The sequence below is a fragment of the Actinoplanes sp. KI2 genome (genome assembly GCF_025630775.1).
Taxonomy (GTDB): domain Bacteria; phylum Actinomycetota; class Actinomycetes; order Mycobacteriales; family Micromonosporaceae; genus Actinoplanes.
On sequence record NZ_JAOSZE010000052.1, the window covers coordinates 41,163 to 63,294 of the forward strand.

Below are 22,132 nucleotides of genomic sequence, written 5' to 3' on the forward strand. Positions count from 1 at the left end.
CTAGTCCTGTTCGTCAGGCTCGTCGGCATTGCGAGCAAGCGCCACGATGGTTACACCTTCTGGGAGGTCCATCAGCTTGACCCCCATTGTGTTCCGATCCCGCGTGCGCCGTACAGGCTTCACGGGAGTCCGGATGACACCACCATTGCTGGTGATGGCAAATAGTTCATCCTCGGGACTGATCACGAGCGCGCCCACCAGACCACCACGACGCTCCGTGATTTTCGCGGTGAGCACCCCCTTGCCGCCCCTCCCCTGTACCGGATACTCCTCGATCGGCGTCCGCTTTGCATACCCGCCGTCGGTGGCGACCAACACATCCATCCCCTCGCGAACCACTTCCATGGCGAGGAGCTCGTCGTTCTCACCGAAGCGCATGCCGATCACGCCCGAGGTAGCACGGCCCATCGGGCGCAGCGCCTCGTCGGTGGCGTTGAAGCGGATCGCCTGGGCGTGCTTGGAGACGAGCAGAAGGTCGTTCTCCGATGCCGCCAGGGCCGCGCCCACCAACTCGTCATCCTCTCGAAGGTTGATGGCGATGATGCCACCGCTTCGGTTGGAGTCAAATTCCTCGAGCCGGGTCTTCTTCACGAGACCATTCTTAGTGGCGAGCACAAGGTAGGGCGCCACCTGGTAGTTCGAGATCTGGATGACCTGCGCGATGTGCTCGTCGGGCTGGAAGGCGAGCAGGTTGGCGACGTGCTGACCCTTCGCGACACGGGCCGCCTCGGGCAGTTCGTATGCCTTCGCCCGATATACCCGGCCCTTGTTCGTGAAGAACAGGATCCAGTCGTGGGTCGAGATCACGAAGAAGTGCGAGACGATGTCGTCCTGCCGCAGCGTGGCGCCGCTCACACCCTTGCCGCCGCGCTTCTGCGACCGGTACATATCGACCTTCGTACGCTTCGCGTACCCGGTCCGTGTGATCGTCACCACAACGTCCTCGCGCGCGATGAGGTCCTCCATGGAGACCTCGCCGTCGAACGGGATGATCTGCGTCAGCCGCTCGTCGCCGTACTTCTGCACGATCTCGCCGAGCTCCTCGGAGACGATCGCCCGCTGCCGCTCCGGCTTCGCGAGGATGTCCTTGAGGTCGGCGATCTCGATCTCGATCTTCGCGAGCTCGTCGATGATCCGCTGCCGCTCGAGGGCGGCCAGCCGGCGCAGCTGCATGTCGAGGATCGCGGTGGCCTGCACCTCGTCGACGTCGAGCAACTGCATCAGGCCCTGACGCGAGTCCTCCACCGTCGGCGAACGCCGGATCAGGGCGATCACCTCGTCGAGCATGTCCAGGGCCTTGACCAGGCCGCGCAGGATGTGCGCGCGCTCCTCGGCCTTGCGCAACCGGAACGCGGTACGCCGGTAGATGACCTGGATCTGGTGCTCGACGTAGTACCGGATGAACTGGGCCAGGTTCAGCGTGCGCGGCACGCCGTCCACCAGCGCCAGCATGTTGGCGCCGAACGTCTCCTGCAGCTGGGTGTGCTTGTACAGGTTGTTCAGCACGACCTTGGCGACCGCGTCGCGCTTCAGGACGATGATCAACCGCATTCCGGTACGCCCGGAGGACTCGTCCTTGATGTCGGCGATGCCGGTGAGCTTGCCCTCCTTGACCAGCTCGGCAACCCGCTCAGCGAGATTGTCCGGGTTGACCTGATAAGGCAGTTCGGTGACCACCAGGCACGGCCGGCCGCGCGGGTCCTCCTCGACCTCGACCACGGCACGCATCCGGATCGAGCCGCGGCCGGTCCGGTACGCGTCCTGGATCGCCTGCTGACCGACGATCAGGCCCTTGGTCGGGAAGTCCGGCCCCTTGACCAGGCCGAGACAGGCCTCGAGAGTCTCGGCCTCGTCGGCCTCCGGGTTGTCCAGCGCCCACTGCACGGCCGCCGCGATCTCGCGCAGGTTGTGCGGCGGGATCTTCGTGGCCATGCCGACCGCGATGCCCTCGGAGCCGTTGACCAGCAGGTTGGGGAAGCGCGCCGGCAGGATCGTCGGCTCGTGCGTACGGCCGTCGTAGTTGTCCTGCATGTCGACGGTGTCTTCGTCGATGTCCCGCAGCATCTCCATCGCCAGCGGCGACAGCTTCGACTCGGTGTAGCGCATGGCGGCCGGCGGGTCGTTGCCGGGCGAGCCGAAGTTGCCGTTGCCGTCGATCAGCGGGTATCGCAATGACCAGGGCTGGCCCATCCGGACCAGCGCGTCGTAGATCGACGAGTCGCCGTGCGGGTGGTAGTTGCCCATCACGTCGCCGACGACGCGGGCGCACTTCACGTAGCCGCGGTCCGGCCGGAAGCCGGAGTCGTACATCGCATAGAGGATCTTGCGGTGTACGGGCTTGAGCCCGTCCCGGACGTCGGGGAGCGCCCGGCCCACGATCACGCTCATCGCGTAGTCGAGGTACGAGCGCTGCATCTCGACCTCGAGGCCGACCGGCTCGACTCGCTGGGTCACGCCACCGCCGGTCTCCTCGGGGGAGTCGTCGCCGGCGGGGGGTTCGGGAGTGTCAGTCACTGTTAACCCTTACTCAAGGTGAAACCAGACAAGTGCGCCTAAAGTACCCATATTGCTGTGGATAACGCTGTGGAAACCGGGTAGACGCTGTGGATATCCACAACCCTCAAATGTCGAGGAACCGCACGTCCTTGGCGTTGCGCTGGATGAACGAGCGGCGCGCCTCGACGTCCTCACCCATCAAGACGCTGAAGAGCTCGTCCGCTGTTGCAGCGTCATCCAGAGTCACCTGGCGCAAGGTCCGGGTGGCCGGGTCCATCGTCGTGTCCCACAGCTCGTGGAAGTTCATCTCGCCGAGGCCCTTGAACCGCTGGATGTCGTCCGGCTTGGCGTTCGGCTTCTTCTGCTGGCGCAGCGCGATCAGGCCGTCCCGCTCACGGTCGGAGTAGGCGTACTGGGCGTCGTCGCCCCGCTTGTTCCACTTGATCTTGTAGAGCGGCGGCGCGGCGAGGTAGACGTGGCCCTGCTCGACCAGCGGCCGCATGAAGCGGAACAGCAGGGTGAGCAGCAGCGTCTGAATGTGCTGGCCGTCGACGTCGGCGTCGGCCATCAGCACGATCTTGTGATAGCGCAGCTTGGCGATGTCGAAGTCGTCGTGGATGCCGGTGCCCAGCGCGGTGATCAGCGACTGGACCTCGTTGTTCTTCAGCACCCGGTCGATCCGGGCCTTCTCCACGTTCAGGATCTTGCCGCGGATCGGCAGGATGGCCTGGATCGCGCTGTTACGGCCCTGCTTGGCCGAGCCGCCGGCCGAGTCGCCCTCGACGATGAACAGCTCGCAGACCCGCGGGTCGGTGGACTGGCAGTCGGCCAGCTTGCCGGGCATCGAGCCGGACTCGAGCAGCGACTTGCGGCGGGCCAGCTTGCGCGCCTGCTGGGCGGCGATCCGCGCCCGGGCGGCCTGCGACGCCTTGGTGATGATGGTCTTGGCGTCGGCCGGGTTGCGGTCGAACCAGTCGGCCAGCTGCTCGTTGGTGACCTTCTGCACGAAGCTCTTCATGTCGGTGTTGCCGAGCTTGGTCTTGGTCTGCCCCTCGAACTGCGGGTTCTGCAGCTTCACCGAGATGATCGCGGCGAGGCCCTCGCGGATGTCCTCGCCGGAGAGCTTCTCGTCGCTCTTGAGGAACTTCTTCTCGGCGCCGTACCGGTTGACGATGCTGGTCAGCGCGGCGCGGAAGCCCTCCTCGTGGGTGCCGCCCTCGTGCGTGTTGATCGAGTTGGCGAAGGTGTAGACCGACTCGCCGTACGACTCGTTCCACTGCATCGCGATCTCGACGGCCATCCCCTCCTCGGCGGACTCGGCGCCGAAGTCGATGACCGACTTGTGGATCGGATTCTTGGTCTGGTTCAGGTGGCGGACGAAGTCGGAGATGCCGTCCGCGTACATGAAGGTGACCTTGCGGAAGTTGCCTTCCTCGTCGGTCGAGCGCTCGTCGGTGAAGTTGATCGTGAGGGCCTTGTTCAGGAAGGCGTACTCCTGCAGACGGCGGTAGATCGTCTGGAAGTCGTAGTCGGTGGTCTCGAAGATCGACCCGTCCGGCCAGAACTGCACGGTCGAGCCGGTCCTGGTGGTCGTCTCGCCCTTCTGCAGGGGGCCGGGCTTGGAGTTGGTGTAGTCCTGCCGCCAAACGAAGCCGCTCTTGTGGATCTCGACGTGCATCCGGACGGAGAGCGCGTTCACCACCGAGACGCCGACGCCGTGCAGACCACCGGAGACCTTGTACGCCGTGCCCTCGAACTTGCCACCCGCGTGCAGGATGGTCAGCGCGACCTCGACGCCCGGCTTCTTGAGCTTCGGGTGCAGGTCGACCGGGAAACCACGGCCGTTGTCGGTGACCGAGACGCCACCGTCGGCCATGAGGACCACGTCGACCGTGTCGCAGTAGCCGGCCATGGCCTCGTCCACGGCGTTGTCCACAACCTCCCAGACCAGGTGGTGGAGGCCGCGCTCACCGGTGGAACCGATGTACATGCCGGGACGCTTGCGGACTGCCTCGAGGCCTTCAAGCACGGTGATCGACTCAGCACCGTACTCCTGCTTCTTCTCTGCCACCCTCGGCCACTTTCTCGTGCCGAGCCCCTGGTGAGGCCCCGCAACGGGGTCGGCGGAGCCCGCTGGACAGCAGCCGGTGGGCATGACGGGCCACAGGCAGATGCCGCGGGGAGGAGCGGACCACCGGTGAAGCCCGTACGCGCCGGTCGCCGCGGCAGGCCCGCGGATCGTGATCGGCTGGAAAAACCGCGTAGCGTGACGACCGTCAACACGGTGTCACCACTCCGCAAAGCTTTTCCGGTCACCGTCGATTCTACCTCGCCGGGACGAGCCGGTGAGGGTGCGGCACCCCGTGGAGTGGCCTCAGATCGCCGTAGCGCGGTCGGGGCCGTCACCCACGTCTCCCCCTACACGGAAGTCCCACTTCGCGCAACGACAAGTCGTCCGGCTGTCGATCGTCACCGCGCGCCTGCCGGGTCCAGCGGCCACGCGCTGCGACACTGCCTCACAACACCGGCCCGTCGTGTCGTAACCTCGCCCGCGCGGACGGTGTGCGAGCCGAACTCACATCGCGAAGTTGCTTCGGTTTTCCGCCGCGGGCAAGCTCAGCGTGGCAGGTCGAGGAGGGGTGGCCCCCAACATGGCGCATGACAAGGGGCTGGAGAACGTCGCGGTGCACTGGCCGCGGACGAACCAGTATTACGACCCGGTGGCTCCCGCCGAGTTCGTGGACTTCGGGGCGATCGCCGACGCGCCCGAGATCGCCGCACCCACCGGCGCGCTGGCCCTGCACATCGCGAAGACCGGAACGGTACGCGCCACCGCGTACACCGAGCTGGTCGACCTGCTCCTGGGCCTGGACGGTGTCCTCTACGCGACCGACGCCGCGGCCGAGGACGAGGACCCGGTGATCGACCCGGACGGCTGCGCGTGGATCGCCGGCGGTCTCGAGCGCTTCGTCGAGGGCCACGAGAAGCACGGCGACCTGGTCACCTTCGACACCGTGGCCGAGGTGATGCGGGCCGCGGTCACCCAGGGCCGCCTCGCCGACCAGCAGTTGCGGTGGCTGGACAACCGGCTGTCCGCCCTGCGCGACGACGCCGGCAACGCGCCGCACTGGACCTTTGCCCGGTCCGAGCTGGCAATCCTGGCGGGTTTCTACCGTCGCTGCGCGGACCGGGGCTTCGCCGTTTTCGCCGATTACTGAGCAAACTCGCAATCCCGCACGAAGGGTGCACCGGCGCTACTCTGCGTTCCGGTCAGCCGTACGTGTCCCGTGGGCCCCGGCCCTGCACCCGGCGGGGCCCGCGGCTCCACGACGGCGCCGCCGGGCCGTGGATGTTCAGCTTGGTCACGACGTTGTGGCCGACCTCGGACGCGATGTTGCGCAGCAGGGTGGCGGCGAGCATGCGCAGCTGCGTCGCCCAGGCCGTCGACTCGGCCTCGACCGTCAGCACGCCGGCGTCGAGCTTCACCGGCCGGCTGTGCTTGGCGATGTCCGGCCCGACCACCCGCTCCCAGGCGCCGAAGACGGTCGCCTCGGCCTTCGGCTTCTCCCAGCCCCGGGCCTTCATCAGCCGGCCCAGCACGTCGCCGAACAGCTGCGGATCGCGCGGGTCCGGTCCGGGACCCGAGTAGCCCCGCGGCCGCCGGCCGGTGCTGCCGCCCTCGCCGGTGCGGCGACGCGGATTGGTCTGGGCGGCCCGGCGCTTGGCGAGCGCCGCGTCGAGCACGGCCCGCGCCAGCTCCGGGCCGGTGGAACCCGCCGCGTCCGGGTCGGTGGAACCCGCCGCGTCCGGGTCGGTGGAACCCGCCGCGTGCGGACCGACGGCGGCTTCGGCGGGCCCGGCGTCACCATCAGCGCTTTGCCGCTCGACGTCATCACCGGGGCCTTGCCGCCCGGCGCGGCCGGCGCTGCCTCGCCGCCGGGCACCGCCATCGGAGGTTTGCGGTGGCCCGGAAGCGCCCTCAGCGCCTCTCTGCGGCGCGGAATCGCCCCCGCCCTGATCCACTCCTGCCCCCGGAGTCCACCCAGGCGTAGCGGGGCGCTCCGGCCGCTTCGAGCTCGACGGGGCGTCGTACCGGTCGCCCGGCTGCTCGCCGCGGCGATCGGCGGCGTACGGCTCGTCCGGCGGCGGCGTGTCGTACCAGGAGTCGCCGCCGGTCAGGTGTGGATCGGCCTGGGGAAAGTCCCCCTTGGGGAAGAAGCGCTCGGCCATCGGGTCGTAGCGGCGGTCGTCAGTCACGGGTCACCGAACCCAGGGTCACGTCGAAGCGGGCACCGCGCAGCGCCGGCGGCACATCCTCCGGGACGGCGCAGGTCACCAAAAGCTGGCTGGCGTCCACGACCAGGGCGGCGAGGCGGTCCCGGCGGCCGGCGTCCAGCTCGGCGAAGACGTCGTCGAGCGCCAGCACCGGCTCGATGCCGTCGGAGCGCAACAGGTCGTACGCGGCCAGGCGCAGGGCCAGCGCGAACGACCAGGACTCGCCGTGGCTCGCGTAGCCCTTCGCGGGCAGGTCGCCCAGGGCCAGGGTGAGGTCGTCGCGGTGCGGGCCGACCAGCGTGACGCCGCGCTCGATCTCGGCGGTGCGCCGCTCCTGGAGGGCTGCGAGCAGCGCCTGCTCGAGCGCGACCCGATCCGGCGCGAGAGCGTCGCCGAGGCCGCAGGCGTACGCGATGGTGGCGGCCGCCCGCCCGGCCGCCACCGCGTCGTAGGCCTTGGTCAGGTGCGGGCTGAGCGCGGCGACCAGCTCGAGGCGGCCGGCCAGCAGCTCGGCGCCGTGGTGCGCGAGGTGCTGGTCCCAGACCATCAGGGTGGACAGGTCCTGGCCGCGGGTGCCGCCGACCTTGCGGGTCAGGTAGGCCGTCCGGAGCAGGGCGTTGCGCTGCTTGATCACCCGGTCGTAGTCGCTCCGGACGCCGGCGAACCGGGGCTGGCGGGCGACGAGCAGGTCGTCGAGGTAGCGGCGGCGGGCGGCCGGGTCGCCGCGGACCAGTTCCAGATCCTCGGGGGCGAACAGGACCATCCGCAGCGCGCCGAGCACCTCGCGCGGGCGGCGAACCGGCGACCGGTTGAGCCGGGCGCGGTTGGCCTTGCCGGGCACGATCTCCAGCTCGACCAGCAGCTCGCGTCCCTCGTGGACGATCGCACACCGGATCACGCCGGCGCCGGCGCCGGCCCGGACGAGCGGGGCGTCCGTGGCCACCCGGTGACTGTCCAGTGTGGCCACGTAGCCGAGCGCCTCGATCAGGTTGGTCTTGCCCATGCCGTTCTGACCGACCAGCACGGACACGCCGGGTTCGAGATCGACCGCCACCCGCTCGTACGACCGGAAGTCGGTGAGCTCGACCCGGCGGACGTACATCCTGAGATTGTCCCGCTCAGCCGACGACGGCGTGGCCGCCGAACTGCTGGCGCAGCGCGGCGACGGCCTTCATGGCCGGGGAGTCGACCTGGCGCGATTCGAACCGGGTGAACAGCGAGGCGGCGATGACGTGGGCGGGAACGGCGAGACGCACGGCCTCGTCGACCGTCCAGCGGCCCTCGCCGGTGTCCTCCGCGTAGCCCTTCAGCTTGCCCAGCTCGGGGTCGCCGTCGAGGGCGCGGTCGAGCAGGTCGAGCAGCCACGACTTGACGACGGAGCCCTCACGCCAACTCTTGATCGCGCCGGGGACGTTCTCCACGTACTCCGACGCCTCGAGCAGCTCCCAGCCCTCGGCCAGGGCCTGCATCATGCCGTACTCGATGCCGTTGTGGACCATCTTGGTGTAGTGGCCGGCGCCGACCGGGCCGGCGTGCACGAAGCCGTACGGGCCGGCCGGCTTGAGCGCCTCGAAGATCGGCATGGCCTTCGCCACGTCCGCCGCGCTGCCGCCGACCATCAGGGCGTAACCGTTCTGGCTGCCCCAAATACCGCCGGAGACGCCGCAGTCCAGGTAGCCGATGCCCTTGGTGGCGAGCCGCTCGGCGCGCGGGCGGTCGTCGGTGAACTTCGAGTTGCCGCCGTCGATGACCAGATCGCCCTCGGACAGGAGCTCGCCGAGCTGGTCGATGGTGCTCTCGGTGATCTCGCCGGCCGGCACCATGGTCCACACGACCCGCGGCGGCTGGAGTTTCTCGACCAGTTCGGCCAGCGAGCTGACGTCCCTCTTCCCCGGCTGCGCATCGAAACCGACCACCTCGTGCCCGGCCGAGCGAACGCGGTCGGCCATGTTGCCGCCCATCCGCCCCAGACCGATCAGGCCAAGCTGCATGGTGTTCCCCCTAGATGTGCGGTTCTTCCTCGCTCAGTATCAGCGCGTTACCCGGATCGGCATGATCAGATAGCGGTAACCCGGCACGATTTCGCCGTTTTCGCCTGCGGGGGAGATCACAGCAGGCTTGAATGCGTCGACGAACGACAGGACCGCGTGCGGAGCGCCCAGGTTCTGCAGTCCGTCGATCAGATACTGCGGGTTGAAGCCGATCGTCAGCGCCTCGCCGGTGAAGGTCGCCTCCATCGCCTCGCTGGCCCGCGCCTCCTCGGTCGCACCGGCCTCGACGACGAGACCGTCCTCGCTGAAGCTCAGCAACACCGGGGTGGTGCGCTCGGCGACCAGCGCCACCCGGCGGACCACCTCGACCAGGGCGGCCACGCCGACCCGGGCCTCCGCGTTGTGGCTGGCCGGGAAGAGCGAACGCACCGGCGGATAGTTTGCGCCGTCGAGCAGCCGGCTGGTGGTGCGCCGGGTGCCACCGGCGAACCCGATCATGCCCTCGCCGGCGTTGCCCTGGGACAACGCGAGCGTCACCGAGCCGCCGAGCGGGCCGAGCGTCTTGGCCGTGTCGTTCAGCGTCTTCGCCGGGACCAGCGCGTTGAGGCTGATCTCCGGGTCGTCCGGGTTCCACTCCAGCTCGCGCATGGCCAGTCGATAGCGGTCGGTCGCCAGCATCGCCATCGACGAGCCGTTCAGTTCGATGCGGACGCCGGTCATCATCGGCAGCGTCTCGTCGCGACCGGCCGCGATGGCCACCTGGGCGACCGCGGCGGCGAACGCGGCGGCGTCGACGGTGCCGGCGCTGGACGGCATCTCCGGCAGGGTCGGGTAGTCCTCCACCGGCATCGTCGGCAGCGTGAACCGGGCGCTCCCGCAGACCAGCTCGAGATGCGCGCCGACGGCGGCGATGTCGACCGGCTTGTTCGGCAGGGCCTTGGTGATCTCGGCGAGCAGACGGCCGGAGACCAGGGCGGCCCCGTCCGCGTCGGCCTGCACCTCGACGCTCACCTGGCTGGAGACCTCGTAGTCGAAGCCCGAGACGTGCAGCCGGCCGTCGGTGACTCGCAGCATGACGCCGGCGAGCACCGGCACCGACGGCCGGCTCGGCAGGCTCTTCGCCGTCCAGGCCACGGCGTCGGCGAGTGCGTCTCGCTCCACCCGGAACTTCATGCTGTCCTCCGGTCGCTTCCTCAACTCAAGGGCGTGAGACCCCCACGAACTTTATTGCGCCGGGCAAGTCCGCGTGTGCCCGGGCCTGCCGGTGCCGGGAGGCGGGAGCCGTCGGCGGCTCCATCCACACCTTCCCCAACGCCGTTGATTGATTTTTGTTGTCTTAGAAAAATCTCTAGTCGTCTTCATCGGGGCTGTGCAAAGTGTGGAGAACTCAAGTTGGTGCAGGTCAACGGGTTATCCACCGGTGATTCACATGTGGGCAACCAGGGTACAAACCCCGGTCTGTGTCCACAGTCGTCGTCCTGACTTCGGTTGTCCACCGTTGTCCACCGACTATCCACCGGATATCCACCGGGTTTGTCCCCCGGCCTGTGCATAGCGTCGGGACGCTACCGGCTCGTCGTCCCCAGATCCTTCAACAGGAAATCCACACTCTTCCACAGGCCGTGGACAGAAAAGTCACGGAGAGTGTCTGTCCACATCGATTTCCCCAGGGCTCGTCCACATCTGTGGAGTTCGCCGCCGAGAGTTGTCCACTGCTGGGGATAAAGGCCTGTGAACGCCTGTGAATTACTGTGGATAACGTTGGCACGGAACAGTTGCGTTCTGACGTTGACAACGCCTGCTGAGCGTGGATCGGGGTCGGCCGAGCGACGGCGGGCGATCGGCCGGAGTTATACACAGGCTGTGGGAAAAGGTATGGAAAACCGGCAAATGACACTCTTTCGGGTGTCTGTGCCTGTGGATAGCCGAGGGCTCCGCTCGTGCGGTTGGGGGCACGGGAGCGGCAGCTCTGCCCGGATGCGCCCGTCGCGGGCTGATGATGCAGCTGGCGGGGGTGGCGCGGGCGGGACGGGCGCCGTGCGGTTGGGGACGGCGTCTGCGCGTACGCGAAAAGGGTCTTAGGTGTTCTGCTTGATGCGGTTGGTCAGCTCGGCGATCTGGTTGTAGAGCGAGCGCCGCTCGGCCATGTGCTGACGGATCTTGCGGTCGGCGTGCATGACCGTGGTGTGGTCGCGGCCGCCGAATGCCTGGCCGATGCGCGGGAGGGAGAGGTCGGTCAGCTCCCGGCAGAGGTACATGGCGACCTGGCGGGCGTTGACCAGGACGCGGCTGCGGGAATGCCCGCGCAGGTCCTCGAGGCTGACGCCGAAGTAGTCCGCGGTCGACATCATGATCTGGTCGGCGGTGATCTCGGGGCCGGCGCCGTCCGGCATGAAGTCGCGCAGGACCTCTTCGGCCAGCGAGAGCTGGACGGCGGAGCGGGTGAGGCTGGCGAACGCGGTCACCCGGATGAGGGCGCCCTCCAGCTCGCGGATCGAGTTGGAGACCCGCGACGCGATGAACTCCAGCACGTCGTCAGGGGCGTACATCCGTTCCTGGGCGGCCTTCTTCTGCAGGATCGCGATGCGCGTCTCCAGATCGGGCGGCTGGATGTCGGCGAGCAGGCCCCACTCGAAGCGGGTACGCATGCGGTCTTCCAGCGTCGACAGCTGGCGCGGCGAGCGGTCCGAGCTGATCACGATCTGCTTGTTGGCATTGTGCAGCGTGTTGAAGGTGTGGAAGAACTCCTCCTGGGTGCGCTCGCGGTTCTCCAGGAACTGGATGTCGTCGATCAGCAGGATGTCGACGTCGCGGTAGCGCCGCTGGAACGCCTGGGTCTTGTCGTCGCGCAGGCTGTTGATGAAGTCGTTGGTGAACTCCTCGGTCGACACGTAGCGCACGGCGCGCGCGTGGCCGAGGGTCGTGGCGTAGTGGCCGATCGCGTGCAGCAGGTGCGTCTTGCCCAGCCCGGAGCTGCCATAGATGAACAGCGGGTTGTACGCCTTCGCGGGGGACTCGGCGACGGCGACGGCGGCGGCGTGCGCGAAGCGGTTGGACGAGCCGATCACAAACGTCTCGAACATGTACTTCGGGTTGAGCCGGTTGCCGTCGTTGGTGCCTCGCGGGTTGCTCGCCGGCCGGATGTCCATCGGGGCCCGGCCGGGGCCGTTGTCGCCGCGGGTGGGCAGCGCGTCCTCGATCAGCGTCGGGCGATCGTCCGGGCGGCGCTGGTTGTCGCGCAGCTGTGTGGGGTCGGTGGCCATCCGATGCGGCGGCGCCTCGTTGGAGTCGGCCGGCGGCTCGGGGAGCCGGCTCATCGGGCTGATCTGTGCCGGCGGGATCTGCGGCGGCGGCATCGTGGCCGGGGCCGGCTCGGCGAACAGGGCCTCCTGCCCACCCCGGGCGGCGGGCACGTTGCGGTAGGAGGGACGGCTTTCCGGGTACGCGTCGTGCGCGTACGCGGGGACCTCCGGCTGCCGCATCGGCTCGGGCTCGGGCTCGGCGTAGTGCCGAGGCTGCGGCTCCTCGGCGGCCGCGGCCTCGACCGGGGTGCCGTAGACGGTGCCGGGCAGGCCGGTGCCGTCCTCCGGGGGCTTCACGGTGACGGCGACCTGGATCGGCCGGTGGAGCCGGCGGCTGAGCGCCTCCGTGATCGCCGGGCGCAGCCGGGACTCGATCACGTCCCGGGTGAAGGCATCCGGAACGGCGAGCAGCGCGGTGTCCTCGACGATGGCGCGCAGCTTGGTCAGCTGCAGGTAGGCGCGCTGCTGGGGAGAGGAGATCTCGTCGGCAAGCTCCTCCAGCGTCGCCTTCCACACATCCGCCAGGTCGACCTGATCGGCCACCGCCGCGCCACCCCCATCGCCACCGACCCCCGGTGGACCTTGTCCGGCTTACCGTCTCTGCCCCGCCGTCGCCCAACCTCAGGCGCCCGACGGCCCCCGTCCAGCACCACATTCAACGTGCTGAACACGCTCGACGCCACCGGTTGTCCACAGGTTATCCACAACCTGTGCACTTGCCGATGGTCGCTCCCCGGCCGGACGGTCGGCAGACTTACCGGAGCCTGAAACGGCGCGGTTTCGACAGGCTCACCGTGCCGAACGATTCACCTGCTTGTCCGGTTTTGGTCCGGTACATCGTGGTATGCACAGAGCAGTGATGACCAGCAAACGGGCACGCTAACAGCGAGGTCGCCGAAGCTACAACTGTCCCACCGGTCGACAAGCACGCGGGAGCGGAAAAGATTCACTACCCGCGCAGAAAGACGAGTCCTTCCGTGTGGCCGTCGTCTCGCCGACCGGCGTGCCTCCGACGGTATAGTTGACCTGCATCGCTGCCCTGCGTAGGGTCGAGCGGTTGCTCCGCCGCGTTCTGATAAAGTGGCGTCTTGCAGCCTGATGCCCCTGGACGTTGTCCTCCGACGTTGTCCTTCTAGAGACGTCGTATCGAAGACGGAGTTTTGACGTGAGCAAGCGCACCTACCAGCCGAACAACCGCCGGCGTGCCAAGACCCACGGCTTCCGGCTGCGGATGCGCACCCGTGCCGGCCGTGCCATCCTCGCCGGCCGCCGCTCCAAGGGCCGCGCCAAGCTGTCGGCCTGAGCCGACCGCTTGCGGGCCGGGATGCCCAGGTAGTCGTGCTGGCCGCGGCGCAGCGCATGCGGCGTAGTGCCGACTTTGCCGCCACGATTCGCGGCGGTCGGCGAGTCGGCCGGGGCACGGTTGTCGTTCATCTGCTTCTCGACGAGCCGGCGCGAGCCTCCACGGCACGCGCCGGCTTCGTTGTGTCCAAGGCCGTGGGCAACGCGGTGGTCCGCAACAAGGTCCGCCGTCGGCTGCGCCACCTGGTCAGGCCGCTGCTCGGCGACCTGCCGGACGGAACGTCGCTGGTGGTCCGGGCCCTGCCGGCGGCCGCGGAGGCGTCCTTCGCGACGCTCGGCGCCGACCTCGAGGCGGCCCTGGCGGCGGCCCGGCGGCCCAGGCGGCAGCGATGAGCGTGCTCGCCCGGATGCTGATCGCGATGGTCGTCGCGTACCGTCGTTATGTGAGCCCGGTGCTGCCGGCCCGCTGTCGGTTCTACCCCTCGTGCAGCGCGTACTCCCTGGAGGCGCTGCAGAAACACGGTGCGATCCGAGGGACGGGACTGACGATCTGGCGCCTCCTGCGTTGCCATCCCTTCCACCCTGGTGGGTACGACCCGGTGCCTGACCCGATCCGTCACCGTCCTGCCGATGTGACTGGAGCCTGAATTGAGCCTCGACTGGATCTACTACGCGATTTCGTGGATCCTCCTGCGCTGGCAATCCCTCTGGGACACCCTCGGGATCCCGGACGAAAAGGTGCTGGGGACCAACTGGTCCTGGGTGCTCGCGATCATCTGCCTCGTCGTGACGGTCCGGGTCATCCTGTTCCCGGTCTTCGTCAAGCAGATCAAGAGCCAGCGCGCCATGCAGGCGCTGCAGCCCAAGGTCAAGGCTCTGCAGGAGAAGCACAAGGGTGACCGCGAGACGCTCCAGAAAGAAATGATGGAGCTCTACAAGACGGAGAAGGCGAACCCGCTGATGGGCTGCCTTCCGATGTTCTTGCAGATCCCGGTCTTCCTGGGCCTGTTCCACGTGCTGCGCCGGCTCAGCCCGACGAACACCAACACCACGCTGTACGGCTGGACCGACGCCCAGTTCCACGACGCCACCCACGCGTCGCTGTTCTACGCCCCGCTGGCCTCGAAGTTCGGCTCGACCCCGCAGGAGCTTGCCGCCCTGCACGCGAACAGCACGACCGTGAAGGTCGTCGCCGGCATCCTGGTGCTGGTCATGATGGCCACCACCTACGCGACCAGCCGCCAGATGATCCTCAAGACCGGCTGGGCCGAGGACCCGCAGCAGAAGATGATCCAGCGCCTGATGCTCTACGGCATCCCGCTGTCGCTGCTCGTCTCCGGCTCGCTGTTCCCGATCGGTGTGATCATCTACTGGGTCACGAACAACGGCTTCACCCTGGCCCAGCAGCAGTGGGTGCTCCGCAAGTTCCCGCCGCCGCAGATGGCCGGCAAGAAGGGCACCGGTTCGTCGGCCAAGCCGGCCGCGAGCACCCCGGCCAAGAAGTCCGGTGACAACTCCCCGAAGAGCCCGGTGCAGCCCAGCCGCACCGGTGGCCTGTTCGGCCGCAAGGCCCAGCCCGAGCCGGAGACGCCGGTCGTCGACACGTCGAAGAAGCTGGCGCCGCGGCCCGGCGCCAAACCGGTGAATCCGAAGAAGGGCGCCCGACCGGCGAGCAAACCCAAGGGATGATCGCGGCTCGGGCGTCGAAAGGCGCCCCGGCGCTCCCCTTGCACCCCAAGTACCTGCCCGCGGGTGCCGCCGCGGGAACAGCGGACCGCGCAGGTCCGGCCCGAGTGAGTACGGAGATGAGACCGTGACCGACACCAGCACGCCCGACTCCACGGTCTCCGCCGCGACGTCGACCGAGGCTTCGGCCCCGGACGAGACGACCGAGGAGACCAAGAAGTCGGAGACTGTCACCTCCGAGAGTGACCTGTTCCGGCAAAGCGAGATAGCCGCCGACTACGTCGAGGGTCTGCTCGACATCCTCGACTACGACGGCGACATCGACGAACTCGTGTCGGCCGGGCGCCCGATGGTCGAGGTGGTCGGCGGCCGGCTGCAGCCGCTCGTCGGCCAGCGCGGCGCCACGCTGGAGGCGCTGCAGGAACTCACCCGGCTGGCGATCTTCCGCGCCACCGGGTCGCCGAGCCGCCTGCTGCTGGACATCGGCGGGTACCGCGCGTCTCGCCGCAAGGAACTGGCGGCGGTGGCCCGCAACGCCGTGGAGAAGGTGAAGGAGCACGGCGACCCGGTGCGTCTCGAGCCGATGTCGGCGTTCGAGCGCAAATGCGTGCACGACGTGGTCAACGCGATCCCCGGCGTGCAGAGCGAGTCGGAGGGCGTCGAGCCGAACCGCCGGATCGTGGTTCGGGCGGCGGACTGAGCATGAGCGAGCCGCGCTTCGGCGCGGGTGAGAGCGGCCCGGGCGAGTCGTCGTCCGGGCCGTCGTCTTTCCCGGGCCGGTCTTCTCGGCGGGGGCCTCGGCGGCCTATCGCGTTTCCTGGGCGGTCATCGTCGCCGTCCTCGTCCTCGTCCTCGTCTTCGTCCGGCTCCCCGCCGGCTGCCTCTGTGCGGTCGCCTTCCTCCGCTTCCTCCGCTTCCTCCGCTTCGTCTGCGTCCTCTGCCGAGCTGGTCGGTGTCGAGCCGTCGGCGGAGATTGCCGAGGCCGCGGCGCGGGTCTTCGGGGAGCGGCGGGAGCTGGCTGTCGCGTACGCACGGCTGCTTGTCACCGATGGGGTGGTGCGCGGCTTGATCGGCCCGCGGGAGGCGCCGCGGATCTGGGAGCGGCACCTCGTCAATTGTGCCGTTGTGGGCGAGATGATACCTATAGGTGCTTCCGTCGTAGACGTCGGTTCTGGTGCTGGTTTGCCCGGTATCGTGCTGGCAGTAGCCCGGCCGGATCTCAGCATCACCCTGGTCGAGCCACTGGCACGACGAACCGCATTCCTGTCGGAGGCGGTGATCGCCCTCGGCCTCGAATCGACCGTCACGGTCGTCCGGGGCCGCGCGGAGGACGTCGTCGACGGGACCCCCGCCGGCGCCGACGTCGTCACCGCTCGGGCGGTCGCTCCGCTCGACCGGCTGGCCGGCTGGTGCCTGCCGCTTGCTCGCACGGGTGGACGACTGCTCGCGCTCAAGGGCAGCTCGGCCGCCGAGGAGGTCGAGGCGCACCGGGCGGTGATCGCCGACCTTGGCGGCGGCTCGCCGGTGATCCAGCTCTGCGGGTCGGGGCTCATCGACCCGCCGACGACGGTCGTGGAGATCGTCAAGGAGCGGAACGTCGTGCCGTCAGGGTCGAGGCCGTCCGGCAGGGCGGCTCCGGGGCGCGGCGCGGGCGGGAAGGCCGGCGGGCGTGACTCCGGGCGAGGGAGAAGTCGGAGGGGATAGATGGCCAAGCGGGGCGCGCGGAAAAGAAGCGTCAAGAACCGACGCCCCGATGCCGCCAGGTTGGCGTCCGGTGTGATCGATTCGGAGGGGTCCGCCTCTTCGGAGGGGTCGCCGTCCTCGGGTGGCTTGGCCGCCTCGGCCGTTTTGGCGGTGCCGGCGGTTCCCGAGGTCTCGACGGTTTCGACCGTTCCGGCAGTTTCGGGGGTCGTCGCGGGTGCGGCCGTTTCGGCAGCTGGTGGGCTTGCGGTTGGTGCGGCTTCCTCGCGTACGCGAGAAAAAGTCACCAAGAGTGCGTCGCGGCACCAGGTTGGGCCGGTTAGTGCGGATGCGGGGTTGTCGGGACTGTCCGCGGGGGAATCGCCCTCCGGAGGATCGTCTGCGGAGGCGGCGGCACCGAAGGTGATGCCGGGCGGGATGGCGATTGCGATGCCAGAGGTGGATGATCTGTCTACGTTGCACTCGCCTCATCAGGCGGACGGCCGTGGCGAGCCTCGCCCGGCGGCCGTAGGCTGGCCGGGCGTCGATAGTGTGGACCGGACTTCTTCCTCCGGAACGCACGTGTCGCCTACCGACCCGTTCCTCACCAACAGGGATAAAACGGTGCATGAGTTCGGTGTTTCACGTGAAACCGAGTCGCTTCTCGGCCCTATCGGGCCCGCGGGGATGGGCGTCGGCGGCCCCATTGGCGCATACACGCAGGATCAGGGTGTGCCATCGCCCCGAGTAGGCAGCGGTTACCAGCCGCGGGCAGCCTCCGGGCAGGTCTACGGGACGCCGGTGCCTCCGCCCGGGTCTGAGGAGCCGCACCTACCCGCGCCCCGATCCGGGCCGCCCGCGGTGGCCTCCTCGCCGGTGCCGGTCTCCGCGTCGCCTATGCCCACCTCGGGCGCTCCGGTGCCGGTTTCCTCGTCACCCGTGCCCACGTCGGGCGCTCCGGTGCCTGCCTCCTCGGCATCCGTGCCTACGTCGGGTGCCCCGGTGGCGCACGTTGAGCCATCTTTCGGGCCGGCGAGCCCCTCATTCGGTGCTGACGAGCATGTTTCACGTGAAACGCCGAGCCAGGATGAAGAAGATCCGCCTCTAGCCATGGAAGCGTTGCGAGCTGTGCAGATCCTCAACCCGAGCGGCGAGATCACCATGCCGCGTCCGGATCACCCGAGGGTGCTCTGCGTCGCGAACCAAAAGGGCGGAGTCGGTAAGACGACCACGACCGTGAACCTCGCGGTCGCCCTGGCGCTGCATGGCAACCGCGTGCTCGTCGTCGACCTTGACCCGCAGGGCAACGCCTCCACCGGTCTCAACGTTCCGCACCATGCCGGCGTGCCCGATGTCTACGACTGCCTGATCGACAACGTGCCGCTGTCGGAGGTCGCGCAGCCGGTCGAGGGCATTCCCAACCTGTTCTGTGTGCCGGCCACGATCGACCTGGCCGGTGCCGAGATCGAGCTCGTATCCGTGGTGGCGCGTGAGTCGCGGTTGGCCCGGGCCATCACCGCGCACCCGGAGAAGTTCGACTACGTGTTCATCGACTGCCCGCCGTCGCTTGGCCTGCTCACGGTCAACGCGCTCTGCGCGGCGCAGGAGGTGCTGATCCCGATCCAGTGCGAGTACTACGCGCTGGAGGGCCTCAACCAGCTGATCAACAACATCAACCTGGTACGGCAGCACCTCAACCCGACGCTGGACGTCTCCACCATCCTGCTGACCATGTACGACCGCCGCACCCGCCTGGCCGACGCCGTCGAGCAGGACGTGCGCAATCACTTCGGGAGCAAGGTGCTGAACGCCGTCATCCCGCGGAACGTGCGGGTGTCGGAGGCTCCGAGCTACGGCCAATCCGTGATGACCTACGATCCGGGATCAAGGGGCGCGACCAGCTACTTCGAGGCCGCCTTGGAGATCGCGATGCGCGGGGTCAACACGGGAGGCACGGCATGAAGAACCGTCCACGGGGCGGCCTGGGCCGCGGCCTGGGCGCGCTGATCCCGACGGCTCCGGCCGTAGATCCTTCTCCCCCGGTGGCGCCGGTGCCGGTGCCGCCGCCCTCGGAGGCGGAAACGCCGGTGGCGCCGGTCGCCAACGATCAGCTTGCCCCGGTTCCGGGCGCCCGCTTCGCCGAGCTGCCGGTCACCTCGATCGTGCCGAACGCGAAGCAGCCGCGGCACGTCTTCGACGAGGAGGCGCTCGAGGAGCTGAAGACGTCGATCCAAGAGGTCGGCTTTCTCCAGCCCATCGTCGTACGCGACATCGGCGACGGAAAATACGAACTCGTCATGGGCGAGCGGCGGTGGCGGGCTGCGCAGGCGGTCGGCAAGGAGAGCATTCCCGCGATCGTCCGCGACACCCGTGACGATGCGATGTTGCGGGACGCGCTGCTCGAGAACATCCACCGCGCCAACCTGAACCCGCTCGAAGAGGCGGCCGCCTATCAGCAGCTGCTGGAGGAGTTCGGCGCCACCCACGATGAGCTCGCCAAGCGGATTGGGCGGAGCCGGCCGCAGATCTCCAACACGATCCGGTTGCTGAACTTGCCGCCGCAGGTGCAGCAGCGGGTCGCGGCCGGGGTGCTGTCCGCCGGCCATGCGCGGGCGCTGCTCGGGCTCGACGACGGCGAGGCGCAGATCGACCTCGCCAAGCGAATCGTCGCCGAGGGACTCTCGGTCCGATCGACCGAGGAGATCGTTTCGCTCGCCTTCGCGGACGGCTCGCCGGCAAAGAAGGCCGCACCTACCCGGCGAGGCAAGGTCCACGCGCCGGCTCTCAACGAGCTCGCCGAGCGATTGTCGGATCGGTTCGACACTCGCGTGAAGGTGGACATCGGCCGGAACAAGGGGAAGATCACCATCGAGTTCGCGACGGTGGATGATCTCGAGCGGATCGTCGGGATGATCGGGGTTGAGGAGGAGGGCTCGTCCTCTGGCTCCTCGGAGTGAGCTTCGATCGGTAGGGCGTTTTGACGGAGGCACGTGATTTATCACGTGCCTTTCTTGTTGCCCTGATTCTGGGTTTTGGTCCGCTTTGGGGAGGTTCTGGTTTGTCCTAAGCCGCAGATTCTGGCCATCCCCAAATCCCAGGAGAATGGCTCTCACAGAACCAAAATCACGGGTCCTCCGAGGCTCGGTTCAGCCCGGCTGGGGGTCTATGGGTCGCCCGGATCTTCTGTAGGAAGGTAGATATGTAGGACCATCGTTTCCCGCCTGAAGTCAGCGGCTCGCGAGAGACGTTCCGAGGCGTTGTTCGACTCCCGACGGTCGGCATGGTGATCAAAATCGAGCGGCCTTGAGATGCGCGGCCGCGCCCGTCGTTCGACGCCGTCGACGCCCATCACCCGATTTCGGCGATGGATGCCTGCCCTGCCTTGCTTGGGCCATGCCTCTTGTAAGCCGCGTCAATCCCGAGACACCGAGAGCTGGCCCGGTTGCATTTGGCAATCCTCCGCGCTCCCCAGCTCTTAGTCAGATAAGCCGCCGGGTCGAGCCAAGCGAGAGCCCTGTGCTGGGAGGCCGGACCACCTGCAGGGTCAGGATCTCCCGCTCCAGCCAGGGCCAGTGGGCGGTCTCGGTCTCTGAGGCATGCCCGTTGCGCGGGGGAAGACTGGTGTTTCACGTGAAACACGACCTCGCCACCGCGCGATGAGGTGCGCGGTGTTGGGCCGATCCGAACTCAGCGGCAAGGCCATGGCGCGCGGCAGGGCCTGGCGCCGAGCCTTCGCAGTGCCGGAGCCTTGGGACGGAGCGCTGCGTGGCGGTGCGGTGCGGCGGTGTTGACCGGGCGCGGTGGGCCCTGGCCTCAGGGTGGGGCCCGGCCCGGCGGTGTGGCCCAGCCTGGCGGTGCGGGCCGGCCTGGCGGTGCGGCCCAGCCTGGCGGTGCGGGCCGACCTGGTGGTGCGGGCCGGCCTGGCGTGGTGGTGCGGCGGTGTGGCCCAGCGGTGCGACGCGGCGGGCCGGCGTGGCGGTGCGGTGCGCGGTGGCGCCCGGCCTGGCGGTGTGGCTGGGGCCTGGCGTGGTGGTGCGGCGATGCGGTCCGGATTGGTGGTGCGGCAGTGCGACCCGGCGTCGTGGAGCGGCCTGCGTGTGGTGCGACGCGCAGGGGTGCCCGGGGCGGTGGTGCGGCGCGGTGTGGCGGTGCGCTCGGCATGGCGGTAACGGGCACGTGTGGAGGCGGAGGCTCGCGGCGCGAGAGTCGGTGGCATCGCCGCTCTGCGCAGCGCCCAGCCCGCGCAGGCCGGCACGCGGTGCTGTGTAGGCAGACACGCGGGTCCGCGAAGCGGGAGCGTGCTGCCGCCCATCCGGTGGGTTCCCGCGCCGCGACGAAAGGCGTCACACGCGAGATTGCGGAGGCCAGTCGGTTCAGCTTGTGAGGCGACGATGGGGTCGCAATGTCGGCCCTTCTCGTTTCACGTGAAACATCTCTCGTGCTGGTGATTCCCAGATACGACGGCGGACACCCGCGCTTGTGGCGAGCAGCTAGCTTTCCCACCCGTGGCTGGCGATGGCCGCCTGCCGCCACAGAGCGGGGTGAGTCTTCCCGCGCCTTCCGAAGTATGGCGGCAGCCAACTGGGTGACGGGCGCAAGAAGAGCCAGCGCTGGTGTGCGTCTGAGGCTGCCGGTCAAGGCGTCCGCTGCCAATGCCCGGTGGCCTCCCGCCGGACCTTCCCCGATGAGTGAAGCAGCGAACTCACGCTCGCCTCCTGTACATCGCAGGAACGACCCGGAGGATGAGACCAATCGTGCGCAGCCGGCCGGCCAGCCGCGAGAGGGTCCTTCACTTGGAGTGTGGCCTAAGGTCAGGCTCCGCACGACGCCGTGCCGAGGCTAGGTACGGCACCGCGTGCGGCGCGGCCGCTTTTGGCGAACCCGCGCAGTGGACTGGGGCGGCGTTTCACGTGAAACACAGCACCGGCGTTGGCGGGCCGTGGGGCGGTGCGGGCCCATGGGGGGACCGTCTTGGGTCGTGCTATCCGTGACCTGAGTTTGGCCTCCTTGTCGCGATGTCCGTTGGCGAAGTCATTACGCCGCGATCGCCACTCTGGCGTCAACGGCACGTCGGACTCTGGCGTCAACAGCACGTCGGCCGAGTGGGCACCTCCCGGCTCGCATCCTCGCCCGACAACGGGCGGGAGATGTCGACGCCGTACCCAGGCTTGGCGGAACTTGGGCCGCGGCACCGCCTCGGAGCGTGTCGTCTGTGATCCCCGGCGCGGAGCCGGCAAATGGCACTGGGCGTGGTCGCGGAGGGCTCGGGCTTCACAGAAGGACCGGCCAGCGTTGTGACCGGGAGTCCTGTTTCACGTGAAACCGGCCTGCTTAGAATCCGTCGGAGCCGGGAGCCGGGAGCCGGGAGCCGGGAGCCGGGAGCCGGGAGCCGGGAGCCGG

Annotated in this window: 16 protein-coding genes; 9 read left to right on the forward strand and 7 right to left on the reverse strand. The window is 68.6% G+C overall.

Annotation, left to right across the window (positions count from 1 at the left end; all coding sequences use genetic code 11):
* Complete coding sequence (gene gyrA, locus ODJ79_RS39325) at window positions 1–2,514, reverse strand: DNA gyrase subunit A (protein WP_411267413.1); 2,514 nt, start codon at window positions 2,512–2,514, stop codon at window positions 1–3.
* 106 nt (window positions 2,515–2,620) lie between these two features.
* Window positions 2,621–4,567 (reverse strand): DNA topoisomerase (ATP-hydrolyzing) subunit B, encoded by a 1,947-nt coding sequence (gyrB, locus tag ODJ79_RS39330; protein ID WP_263028789.1) that lies wholly within the window; start codon window positions 4,565–4,567, stop codon window positions 2,621–2,623.
* Between the two features lie 580 nt (window positions 4,568–5,147).
* On the opposite strand from gyrB, the gene ODJ79_RS39335 reads away from it, so the two are divergent.
* On the forward strand, window positions 5,148–5,714 hold the full coding sequence (locus tag ODJ79_RS39335; protein WP_263028790.1) for a hypothetical protein: 567 nt from the start codon (window positions 5,148–5,150) through the stop codon (window positions 5,712–5,714).
* Window positions 5,715–5,766: 52 nt separating this feature from the next.
* On the opposite strand, the gene ODJ79_RS39340 is transcribed toward ODJ79_RS39335, so the two are convergent.
* The 5 genes from ODJ79_RS39340 to dnaA all read right to left on the reverse strand — a co-directional run bounded on the left by ODJ79_RS39340 (window position 5,767) and on the right by dnaA (window position 12,607).
* The gene (locus ODJ79_RS39340) at window positions 5,767–6,252 is read right to left on the reverse strand and encodes a DUF721 domain-containing protein (protein WP_263028805.1); all 486 of its coding nucleotides are present in this window, start codon (window positions 6,250–6,252) and stop codon (window positions 5,767–5,769) included.
* A gap of 493 nt (window positions 6,253–6,745) precedes the next feature.
* A complete protein-coding gene (gene recF / locus ODJ79_RS39345) occupies window positions 6,746–7,873 on the reverse strand; it encodes a DNA replication/repair protein RecF (protein ID WP_263028791.1) in 1,128 nt (375 codons plus the stop codon).
* A gap of 16 nt (window positions 7,874–7,889) precedes the next feature.
* Window positions 7,890–8,762 (reverse strand): phosphogluconate dehydrogenase (NAD(+)-dependent, decarboxylating), encoded by an 873-nt coding sequence (gnd, locus tag ODJ79_RS39350; RefSeq protein ID WP_263028792.1) that lies wholly within the window; start codon window positions 8,760–8,762, stop codon window positions 7,890–7,892.
* Between the two features lie 39 nt (window positions 8,763–8,801).
* Window positions 8,802–9,935, reverse strand: coding sequence for a DNA polymerase III subunit beta (gene dnaN / locus ODJ79_RS39355; protein ID WP_263028793.1), 1,134 nt, complete (start codon window positions 9,933–9,935; stop codon window positions 8,802–8,804).
* Between the two features lie 905 nt (window positions 9,936–10,840).
* Window positions 10,841–12,607 (reverse strand): chromosomal replication initiator protein DnaA, encoded by a 1,767-nt coding sequence (gene dnaA, locus ODJ79_RS39360; RefSeq protein WP_263028794.1) that lies wholly within the window; start codon window positions 12,605–12,607, stop codon window positions 10,841–10,843.
* 622 nt (window positions 12,608–13,229) lie between these two features.
* On the opposite strand from dnaA, the gene rpmH reads away from it, so the two are divergent.
* From rpmH to ODJ79_RS39400, 8 genes are all read left to right on the forward strand, one after another.
* The gene (gene rpmH, locus ODJ79_RS39365; RefSeq protein WP_030440868.1) at window positions 13,230–13,367 is read left to right on the forward strand and encodes a 50S ribosomal protein L34; all 138 of its coding nucleotides are present in this window, start codon (window positions 13,230–13,232) and stop codon (window positions 13,365–13,367) included.
* Between the two features lie 35 nt (window positions 13,368–13,402).
* A complete protein-coding gene (gene rnpA / locus ODJ79_RS39370) occupies window positions 13,403–13,759 on the forward strand; it encodes a ribonuclease P protein component (RefSeq protein WP_263028795.1) in 357 nt (118 codons plus the stop codon).
* On the forward strand, window positions 13,756–14,013 hold the full coding sequence (gene yidD / locus ODJ79_RS39375; RefSeq protein ID WP_263028796.1) for a membrane protein insertion efficiency factor YidD: 258 nt from the start codon (window positions 13,756–13,758) through the stop codon (window positions 14,011–14,013). Before rnpA ends, yidD begins: the two co-directional genes overlap by 4 nt.
* A gap of 1 nt (window position 14,014) precedes the next feature.
* On the forward strand, window positions 14,015–15,055 hold the full coding sequence (gene yidC / locus ODJ79_RS39380) for a membrane protein insertase YidC (protein WP_263028797.1): 1,041 nt from the start codon (window positions 14,015–14,017) through the stop codon (window positions 15,053–15,055).
* A gap of 124 nt (window positions 15,056–15,179) precedes the next feature.
* On the forward strand, window positions 15,180–15,752 hold the full coding sequence (locus ODJ79_RS39385) for a protein jag (RefSeq protein ID WP_263028798.1): 573 nt from the start codon (window positions 15,180–15,182) through the stop codon (window positions 15,750–15,752).
* Between the two features lie 245 nt (window positions 15,753–15,997).
* Window positions 15,998–16,756, forward strand: a complete 759-nt coding sequence (gene rsmG, locus ODJ79_RS39390; RefSeq protein ID WP_263028806.1) for a 16S rRNA (guanine(527)-N(7))-methyltransferase RsmG — start codon at window positions 15,998–16,000, stop codon at window positions 16,754–16,756.
* Window positions 16,757–17,629: 873 nt separating this feature from the next.
* Window positions 17,630–18,694 (forward strand): ParA family protein, encoded by a 1,065-nt coding sequence (locus ODJ79_RS39395; RefSeq protein ID WP_317620743.1) that lies wholly within the window; start codon window positions 17,630–17,632, stop codon window positions 18,692–18,694.
* The gene (locus ODJ79_RS39400; RefSeq protein WP_263028799.1) at window positions 18,691–19,689 is read left to right on the forward strand and encodes a ParB/RepB/Spo0J family partition protein; all 999 of its coding nucleotides are present in this window, start codon (window positions 18,691–18,693) and stop codon (window positions 19,687–19,689) included. Before ODJ79_RS39395 ends, ODJ79_RS39400 begins: the two co-directional genes overlap by 4 nt.
* The last annotated feature ends 2,443 nt before the right edge of the window (window positions 19,690–22,132 follow it).